At 75.5% G+C, this 10434-nt stretch carries 1 protein-coding gene; it reads right to left on the reverse strand.

Annotated features, from left to right (window positions below; genetic code table 11):
• Positions 1-21: 21 nt before the first annotated feature.
• On the reverse strand, positions 22-10158 hold the full coding sequence (locus tag ACFRAR_RS22555; RefSeq protein ID WP_380699925.1) for an SDR family NAD(P)-dependent oxidoreductase: 10137 nt from the start codon (positions 10156-10158) through the stop codon (positions 22-24).
• Positions 10159-10434 lie beyond the last annotated feature (276 nt).

Below are 10434 nucleotides of genomic sequence, written 5' to 3' on the forward strand. Positions count from 1 at the left end.
GGCCCGGCCTCCTGTTCCTGGTCAGGCCGCCAGTACCTCCCGGACGGCGGCCAGCCACTCGTCCGCGAGGCGGCGGGCGGTGGCCTCCTCGAAGAGCTGGGTGTCGTACTTCAGGAAGGCCTTGTAGCCGTCGCCGTCCCGGTAGACCTCCAGGGCGAGGGGGTACTCGCCCGGGTAGGGCAGGTCGTCGAAGGTGCGGAGGTCCAACTCTCCCGGCCCGGTGGGGGACCCGTCGGTCAGCAGCCGGGCGCCGTCGAAGTTCTGGAACAGGAAGTTGGTGCGCACCAGCGGTTCTTCGGCGGCCCGGGCGCCGCCCCGGGCGCGGGCGATCCCGGCCAGCGGGTAGGCGCCGTGCTCGATCCCGGCCACCACCCGGCGGTGCAGCGTGCGGAGCAGCTCGGCGGTGTCCCCCATGGTCGTGGAGCGGATCGGCAGGCAGTTCGCGAACTGGCCGACCACGTCCTGGAACCGCTCCTCGTAACGCGCGGCCGTGGTGACCCCGGTGATCAGGTCGCTCTGGCCGGTCGCCCGGTGGAGGAGCCGGGTGTAGCCGGCGAGCAGCACGGTCGAGACGCTGACCCGGTGCCGCTTCGCGGCCTCGGCGACCTCGTCGGCCAGCTCCCGCGGCAGCCGCAGGGTGATCGCCTCCGCCCGGGGCAGTCGCCCGGGGACCGGCGGACGGTCGTAGGGCAGGTCGAGCGTCCCGGTCGCGCCGGCCAGCTCCGCGAGCCAGTGGTCGCGGTGCCGCAGGCCTCCCGGACCGGTCAGCAACTCCTGCTCCCAGGTGACGAATTCGCCGAACTCGGCGTCCCGCAGCCGGCCCCGGCCGAGGTAGCACTCCCGCAGGGTGCGGACCAGCACCGCCGTCGAGGTGCCGTCCAGCAGGATGTGGTGCGCGGTGATCAGCAGCAGCCGGCGGCCGTCGGGGAGCGTGACCAGGTGTGCCCGGACCAGCGGGCCGGCGGCCAGGTCGAAGGGGATGCCCACCAGCGCGCGCAGCGCGGCCAGTTGGCCTGCCCTGGTGGTGGCGGTGAGCTCGACCCGGGCGAAGGACGGGCCCCGGGCCGGATCGACGTCCAGGTGCGGGACGCCGCCCTGCTCGGTGACCACCGCGCCCAGGACCGGGTGGATCCGGGACTGCTCGCGGACCGCGCGTTCCAGCGCCGCCTCGTCCGGCTCGCCGTGCACCTCGAAGAGGATCGGGAGGTGGTAGGCGATGGAGTCCGGGCAGCGCGACTGGTCCCGGTACATGGTCAGTTGGCCGCTGGCCAGGGGCCACCGCCGGCCGGGGGCGGCGCCGCCGAGACGGGCGCAGAGGGCGTCGACGCTCTCGGCCTCGAACAGCAGGGTGGGGGAGATCTCCTCGCCGAAGTCCTCGCGCAGGGCGTTGGTGAGCTGGAGCACGAGGATCGAGTCCAGGCCGTAGTCGGTGAGCGGGGTGGAGGTGTCGATCCGCTCGGCCGGGATGCCGAGGACGGTCGCGGCCTTGGCGAGGATCAGTTCGGCCGCGGCGGAGGGTGCGGGCGGGACCAGGGCCGGGACCGGAGCCGGAGCCGGAGCCGGGGCCGCGGGCGAAGGCGGGGGCGGGGGCGCGACGGTCCGGGCGGGCGGTGCCTCGACGGTGCGGGACGCCGGTGCCTCGACGGTGCGGGACGCCGGTGCCTCGACGGTGCGGGCAGCCGCGGGCAGGGGCGCCGGCGGGCCGTCGGCCACCAGCTGCCGGGACACCCCGTCGCTCTCCGCCGCGATGACCTGCTGACCGAGCGGCAGCGCCCGGGACACCGGGAAGACGACGGTGCGGAAGCCCTCACCGGCCAGCACGTCCCGCCAGCTCTCCGGCGAGAGCGCCGGCGAGCCGGGAATCCTCAGCGACCGGTCGTCGAACAGCCACCAGCCCTCCAGCAGGCCGAAGGTCACATGGCTGAACAGGTCGAAGGCCGACAGCTCGTTCAGCAGCAGCCAACCCCCGGGCCGCAGCGCGGCCTTGGCGTTGCGCAGGGTGGTGCGGGTGTCCCTGGTCGCGTGCAGCACGTTCGCGGCGATGACCAGGTCGAAGGCGCCCTCGGTGATCTCCTGCCCGGCGAGCGGCCGCTCGATGTCGAGCAACCGGCAGTCCAGGTAGGGGACTTCCGGCCCGTAGGAGGCCCGGGCGTGGTTCAGGAAGGCCTTGGAAAGGTCCGTGTAGACGTAGCTCCCGATGCTCTCCTGGTACTGCTTGAGCGCCGCGAACATCCCCACGCTGGTGCCGCCGGTGCCCGCGCCGATCTCCAGGATCCGCAGCCGTGCGCCGGGCTCCCGGCGCAGGCGCTCGGCGACCAGGGCGGCGGCCGTCCTGGACATGGCGCGGTTGAACAGGTCGGCGACCCGGTTGTTCCGGTAGCAGCCCTCCACCAGTTCCATGGAGCCGCGCGGGAACATCACGTCGGTGGGCCGGGTGCGGCCGGTCAGGATGCCCGGCAGCGCCCGGAGCATCGCCGAGGCCAGGCGCAGCTCCGCCGCCCGGTCCGGGTCCGCGGACCACCGTTCGCACTGCCGCTCCCAGCGGCCCAGCACGACGTCCACCGGATCGGCGGGCACCAGGGCCGGTTCCGAGTGCTCCCACCACCGCGCGTACTGCGGCAGGACCGCCGCGCGGTCGACGCCGGCCAGCTGCGCGGCGAGGACCTTGGCGATCCACGGGTCCCGTTCGGCGCGCCGCCACCGCACGTCCTCGCCCAGCTCGGCGTCCGCCTCGTCGACGCCGGTCGGCAGCGCGCCGGGGTGCGGCAGCGCGACCGGGCCGGGCGCGGTCACCCGGGTGGCGCGGTCGAAGTTGGGCAGGGTGTTGCGCCGGTCGGTCCGGACGTAGGCGAGCTGGGGCTGCGCACCGCCGAGCAGGGCGTCCAGCGCGGCCAGCCCCTCCGGCGGCTCGATCGACACCAGCCCGACCCGGGTCATCCGCTCCCGGTAGAACTCGGAGGTCACACTGCCGAGACCGCCCCACCAGCCCCAGTTCATGGTGCGGACCGGGGTGTCCCAGTGCCGGCCCAGGGCGTGGGCGTAGGCGTCGCTGAAGGTGCATCCGGCCGCGTAGTTGCCCTGGCCGGCGGCGGTCGTGAAGGACTGCATGGAGGACAGCAGGACCGCGAAGTCCAACGGCTCGCCGTCGAAGGCCTCGGCCATCGCGGTCGTCACGTCGACCTTGGCGGCCAGGGCGGCGCGCAGGTCGGCCTCGTCCATCCGGGCGAAGGTGCGGTCGCGCAGCACCAGGGCCGCCTGGACGACGCCGTGCACCCGGGGGTGCTCGCGCCGCACCTCGTCCAGGGCCCGGCGCAGCGCGGCCGGGTCACCGGCGTCGGCCTGGAGGTAGCGGACGTGCTCGGGCCCGCCGGCGGCGCGGATCCGGTCGGTGACCGCCTCGTCCTGGGCCCGGCGGCCGATCCAGGTGACGTGGGCGCCGTGGTTCTCGACGACGTGCCGGGTCCACGCCGAACCCAGGCCGCCGGCGCCGCCGATGACGACGTACACGCCGCCGTCCCGGTACACCGGGCGCCGCGGGGCCTCGCACGGGGCCCAGCGGCGGGCGAGCCACTGGCCGGCCCGCCGGACCCAGGAGTCGTCGGGGGAGTGGGCGGGCAGTTCGGTGAGGTCGGCGGGCCAGCCGGAGCCGTCCAGGTCGACCCTCCGGACGGTCCAGTGGCCGTACTCCCGGCCCAGCGAGCCGAACAGGCCGTGCAGTCCGGCGTGCGCGGGCTGGACGGCGTCGTCCGGGTGGGTGGCGAGCGCCCGGGTGGTCACCAGGGTGATACCGAGCGGCCTGGCGTCGTAGCCCGCCGCGATCAGCGCCTTCACCAGGAGGAACGCCGCCACCACGCCGTCCTGCTGGGCGGCGGTGTAGCCGGCGGCGTCGGTGGGCGCGAGCTTGCTCTCGGGCGCCGCCCACACCAGGTGGTCGATCGGGCCGAGGCCGCGCAGTGCCGCCGTCGCCTCCTCGACGGTCGCCGAGGAGGGCAGCGGCCAGCCGAGCGCGCCCTCGACCGGGGTCGGGCCGCCGACGACCAGCACGCGGTCGGCGGGGGAGGGGACGCGGGGGCCGGTCACGGTGATCGGGTCCCAGACGGGGGCGTAGAGGGCGGGGTCGGCGGGTGCCTCGGAGTGCGCGTCGGCGTGGGCTTCGGCCTTCGGTTCGGTTCGGGGTTCGGTTCGGGGCTCGGTTCGGGGATCGGCCTTCGGTCCGGTCCGGCGGGAGCTGTAGCCGGTCAGCCGCACCCGGACTTCGCCGTCCCCGTCCACCAGGTCGATGTCGAGCCGGCCGAGCGGTCCGGCGTCGATGCCCCGCACCACGGCCGTCATGGCCGGCACACAGGGCGCGAACAGGTCGAGCCGCTCCAGCGCGAACGGCACGGCGGTGTCGCGCAGTTCGGTCAGGTGCGCCGCGACGGTGGCCTGGATCGCCGAGTCCAGCAGGGCGGGGGCGAGCGCCCCCGGCTCGGCCCCGTCGGGCAGGGCCAGTTCGGCGAGCACCGTGCCGGTGCCCACGTGGGCCCGCCGGATCGCCCGCAGGGTCGGGCCGTGCTCGATGCCCATCGACCGCAGCGCCGCGTGGATCCGTTCGCCGGTCACCGTCTCCGGGCAGGCGGCGCGCAGCGCGGCGAGGTCCACCCGGGCCGGGCGCGGGGCGTCCGAACGGGCCACCGTGCCCTCACAACGGACGGTCCCGCCGGTCGAGACCTCGAACCGGTGGCCGCCACGGGGGTTGGCACGCAGGCCGACCAGCACCTCGACGGGCTCCGCGCCGACCTCCAGCGGCTGGACCCAGGTCACATTGGTCATCCGGAGCCGGTCGCCGCCCAGGGCCCGGCGGGCCAGCTCCAGGTGGGCGACGGCCGGCAGGATGTGCCGGCCCCCCACGACGTGGTCGCGCAGCAGGCCGTCCGTACGGGACAGCGTGAGGCGGTCGCGGTCGCGGTCGCGGTCGCGGTCGCGGTCCTGGGCCCGGTCCCGGTCCCGGTCGCGGTCCTGGGCCTGGTTGCGGGCGGCGGTGGGCCCGTGCCGGTCCCGGGCGAACGGGTACGTCGGCAGCGGGACGAGGCGGGCCGGCGGCGGGGCCGGGGCGTCGGTGGCCGGGCGGGCGGGCGCGGTGCCGTCGAGGACCGCGAGCAACTCGCCGGTGTCGCCCGCCAGGCAGGCGAAGCGGTGCTCGAAGTGCTTGCGGCCGACCCAGAGCGTGTGGGCGAGGTCGTCCAGCCGCACCGAGGGATCGGCCCGCAGGTGCGCGGCCAGCCGTCGCCGCTGCTCGGCGAGCTGGTCCCCGGTGCGTGCCGACAGGACCACCGGAAGGTCCGTGCGCGGCGCCGGGGGCCGCTCGACCCGCGGCGCCTCCTCGATGACGACGTGGGCGTTGGTGCCGCTGGCGCCGAACGAGCTCACCACCCCGCAGCGCGGGCCGCCGTCGGGTGAAGTCCATTCGCGGGAACGGGTGTTGACGTAGAACGGGCTGCCGGCCAGCGGGACGGCCTCGTTGGCGGTCTCGAAGTTCAGCGAGGCGGGGATCCGCCGGTGCCGGAGCGCCAGCAGGACCTTCAGCACGCCCGCGATGCCGGCGGCGAACTGGGTGTGCCCGATGTTGGTCTTCACCGAGCCCAGTGCGCAGTACTCCGTCCGGTCGGTGCGGGCGCGGAACACCCGGTCCAGCGCCCGGAACTCGATCGGGTCGCCCAGCGGGGTGCCGGTGCCGTGCGCCTCGACCAGGCCGATCCGCTCCACGTCGATGCCGGAGCGCTCGTACAGGTCGCTCATCAGGCTCTCCTGGGAGAGCGAACTCGGGGCGGTGATCCCGTTGGTGGCGCCGTCCTGGTTGACCCCGACGGCCGTGATCACCCCGTGTACGTGGTCACCGTCCGCCAGGGCGTCGGCGAGCCGCTTGAGCACCACCACCCCGACGCCCTCGCCGGGGACGAAGCCGTCCGCCCGGTGGTCGAAGCTGTGGCAGCGGCCGCTCGGGGAGAGCATCCCGGCGCGGCCCGCGAGACCGTACAGCCGGGGCGTGGCCTGGACGAACACCCCGCCGGCCAGGGCGATCGAGGTCTCGCCGGACCAGAGGTCCTTGCAGGCCAGGTCGATCGCCACCAGCGAGCTGGAGCAGGAGGTGTCGACGGCGATCGCCGGGCCCTTGAGGTCGAGGGCGTAGCTGACCCGGCTGGGGATCACCGAGGCCATGTTGCCCCACAGGGCCTGGGCCGGGGCGGCGTCGTCCAGCAGCTCCAAGTAGTCCCCGGCCCAGGCGCCGACGTACACGCCGCACCGGCGCTGCTCCATCCGGCCCGCGTAGCCCGCGTCCTCCAGGGCCTTCCACGACTCCTCCAGCAGCAGCCGCTGCTGGGGGTCCATCACGGCGGCCTCGGTGCCGGAGATGGTGAAGAACATCGCGTCGAACTCGTCGATCCGGTCGAGGAAGCCGCCCCGGGTGCAGGGGCTGACTCCGTCGAGGCGGAAGCGGGTGGCATCGGTGACCAGGTCGTCGCCGTGCTCCAGGCGGGTCCACAGCTCGTCGAGCGAGCCGGTGCCGGCGAACCGGCCGCTCATGCCGACGATCGCGATCGGGCCCCGGGCCGGGTCGGCGGCGCGGACGGCGGCGGTGGCGGGTGCGGCGGTGGGTGCGGCGGTGGCGGATACGGGGGTGGCGGTGGGGACGGGTTCGGGCGTGCCGGGGACGGGCCCGGTGGCGATCAGCTCGTGGTAGTCGCCGAGCAGGTGGGCGGTCAGCCGGTCCACCGTGCTGTGGTCGAACACCACCGTGGTCGAAAGGTCCAGCGAGAGCGCGGTGTTGAGCTCGTGGACGACCCGCACGGCGAGGATGGAGTCCAACCCCAGGTCGGCGAACGCCAGCCCGTCGAGGACCTCCGAGGCGTCCATCGCGAGGGCGGCGGCGACCTTCTCCCGCACCAGCGCGGGCACCAGCCGATCGAGGTCGGCCGGTTCCGGGGCGCTGACGGGCGCGGGTGCGGGCACCGGTTCCGCCATGGGTACAGGCGCGGGTATGGGTGCGGGTATGGGCGCGGGCGCGGCCCCGGCCCGGGGCAGGTCGGCGATCCAGAACCGCTCCGCCGCGAACGGGTACGTCGGCAGCGAGAGCGTCCGCCGCGGCTCCCGGTGCAGCAGCCGCCAGTCGACGCCGATGCCGGACGCCCACAGGGCGGCGAGCTTGGACAGCTCCCCGGCGGCACTCCACCGCCGGACGAGCAGCTCCTGCAGGTCGCCGTCCGAGGCGAGTTCCGCGAGCAGTCCGTCGGACGCCCCGGCGCTGCCCCGGTGCCCACGGCCGTCGCGCAGCGCGGCCCGCAGGTCCCCGGTCGAGGAGACCGCGACCGCGTACCGCTCGGCCATCGCCTCCCGCCCGGTCTGGAGGGTGTACGCGAGGTCGGCCAGCGGCGTCCGCGGCTCACGGTCGAGGAACGCGGCCAAGCGGTCGACGGAGGCGGTGAGTTGCTCGGGCGTCCGGGCGGACAGGACGACGACCTGCTCGGCGCCGTCCTCGGTGTCGTCTGCGGGTTGCACGGGATACTCCTCGACGATCACGTGCGCGTTGGAGCCGCCGGCACCGAAGGAGGACACCGCCGCGATCCGCGGGCCGTCACTGTGCCAGGGCGCCAGTTCGCGCTGGAGCCGGAAGGGGGAAGACCCGAAGTCGATGTTCGGGTTGGGCTGTTCGGCGTGCAGCGTGGGCACCAGCTCCCGGTGTCCGAGCTGGAGCAGCACCTTGGTGAGGCCGGCCACGCCGGCCGCGGCCTCCAGGTGCCCGATGCCGGACTTCACCGAGCCGATCGCGCAGTACTGCCGGTCCTCGGTGTCCTGCCGGAACGCCCCGGCCAGCCCGGCGACTTCGATCGGGTCGCCCAGCTCGGTGCCGGTGCCGTGCGCCTCCACGTAGCCGACCTGCCGGGCCGAGACGCCGGCCCGGTCGAGCACCTCGCGGATCAGCGCGGACTGGGCGGTCGGGCTCGGCACGGTGTAACCGGTGCTGCGCCCACCGTGGTTGACGCCGCTGGCGCGGATCAGCCCCAACACCCGGTCCCCGTCGGCCAGTGCCCGGGACAGCGGCTTCAGCAGCACGCAGCCGGCTCCCTCGCCCGGCACGAACCCGTGGCCGCCGGCGCCGAAGCTGCGGCAGTACCGGTCCTCCGAGAGCATGCCGGAACGGCACAGCTCGACGTAGTCCAGCGGGTGGGAGTAGACGTTCGCGCCACCGGCGATCGCCACCTCGCAGGCGCCGCCGCGCAGTTGCTCGCAGGCCTCGTGGATCGCGGTGAGCGAGGCCGAGCACATGGTGTCCACGGTCAGGCTCGGCCCGCGCAGGTCCAGCAGGTACGAGACCCGGGCACTCAGCGAGGCGAACGACAGCCCGGGGACGACGAGTTCACCCGAGGGCAGGCGGCCCGCCTCGTGCCGGGCGTGCCCGACCTTGGTGACACCCGCGAACACCCCGACCCGGTGGGCGTGCTGGTCGGCGAGACGCGCCCGGGTGTACCCGGCGTCCTCCAGCACCTCCCAGGCGGCCTGGACGAACAGCCGCTCCTGCGGGTCCATCGCGTACGCGTCGCGCGGGGCGATGCCGAAGAACCTCGGGTCGAAGTCCGCGAAACCGTCGAGGAAGCCGCCCCACTTGCTGTAGCTGCGCCCGCCGGCCACCGCGGTGGTTCGGTCGGCCTCGAAGAAGCCGTCCAGCGGCCACCGGTCCAGCTCCCGGACGCAGTCGCGGCCGGCCCGGAGGTTCTCCCAGAACGCGTCCAGGTCGTCGGCGCCGGGGTAGCGGCCGCTGAGGCCGATGACGGCGATGGGCTCGTCGGAGGCGGCGCCCGGCCGGGGCTGCGGCTGAGGCTGCGACCGCGGTCGCGGCTGAGCCTGCGGTCGCGGCTCCGGGGCGGGCTGCGGCCGGGGGCCGGCGCCGAGGGCGGCGGCCACCGCCCGCAGGGTGGGCTGCTCGTAGAAGAGAGTCGAGGAGACCCCGGGGTAGAAGGGGGCGAGGGCGCGGTTGAGCTGGATCACCATCACCGAGTGGAGGCCGATGTCGACGAACGGCCGGTCCGGATCGATCTCCGCCGAGGAGAGCTTGCTGACCTCGGCGAAGACCTGGAGCAGGTGGTCCAGCACCTGCGCGGGTGCCGGTGCGGGCGCCGGTGACGGCGTGGGCGCGGGTGCGGGCACGTGCGCGGGTGCCGGTGCGGGCGCGCCGTGGTGCACCCAGACCTGGTCCGCCCCGGTGTGCCAGGCGTCGACCAGGGCGGCGAGGCCCGTCTCCGTCGGCATCGGCAGCAGTCCGCGGTCCTCCCACAGGTAGGCCCGGGTGCGCTCGTCCACGGCCATGCCGCCGTCCCGCCACAGCGGCCAGGCGACGGACAGCGTCCGGCCGCGCCGCTGCCCCCGGGCGACCGAGGCGTTGCGGGCGGCGGCGAACTCGTCCACGAAGGCGTTGGCGGCCGCGTAGTCGCACTGCCCCGGGTTGCCGGTGATCCCGGAACCGGAGGAGTAGACGAGGAGGAACTCCAGCGGGCAGTGCCCGGTGGCCCGGTCGAGGTGGACGAGGCCGTCCGCCTTCGCGCCGAGGACCTCCTCCCACCGGGCCCGGGTCTTGTCCGCGAGCGGGGCGTCGTGGACCACGCCGGCGGCGTGCACCACCCCGGTGACCTCGCCGGCCTCGGCGACGAGGTGGCGGACCTCCTCCCAGCGCGAGACGTCGGCCCGTACGTAGCGCGCCTCGGCGCCCGCCCGGCGCAGGTCGGCCAGCAGCGCCGACACCCGGTCGTCGGCGGGCGAGCGGCCCGCGAGGACGAGGGTGGGCCGCCGGACGTCGGCGGCGATCCGGCGGGCCGTCGCGGCGCCGATGCCGCCGGCCCCGCCGGTGACGAGGTAGACGCCGCCGTCGCGCCACGGCGGGGCGGAGCTGGTGGCGGCGGGAACGGCGGGGGCCCAGGTACGGGTCTGCCGGACGCCGCCGAGGTAGCGGACCAGGTCGTCCGCGCCGTCGGCGTTCTCCGCGACCGCCGAGGCCACCGCGGCCGGGTCGGCGGCCGTGGCGCCGTCCAGGACGATCACCTGGCCGAGGAACCGGGGGTGCTCCTTGGCCGCCGAGCGCAGCAGGCCGGCCAGGGCGGGGGACTCGGAGACCACCTGGACCAGCACCGTGCCGTCCTCGGCTGTGAGGGCCCGGACGGTCTCCAGCAGCTTCCAGGACAGGTCGCGGAAGCGGCTCTCCGGCCGCCGCCTGGCCGTCTCCAGCCGGATCGCCCCGGGGACGTCCGCGTCGACGCCGCAGAGGACGACGGCGCGGCGGTCGTGGCGGCGCCCCGAAGCGGGGGCGGGAACGGCGGGCGCCCAGCGCGGGACCGACAGGGTGGTGACGGCCTCCCGGGCGGCGTCGGGACCCGGAGCCGGAGCCGGAGCCGGAGCCGGAGGCGC

Origin of the sequence: Kitasatospora sp. NPDC056651 (genome assembly GCF_042792155.1) — a bacterium.
Lineage (GTDB): Bacteria > Actinomycetota > Actinomycetes > Streptomycetales > Streptomycetaceae > Kitasatospora.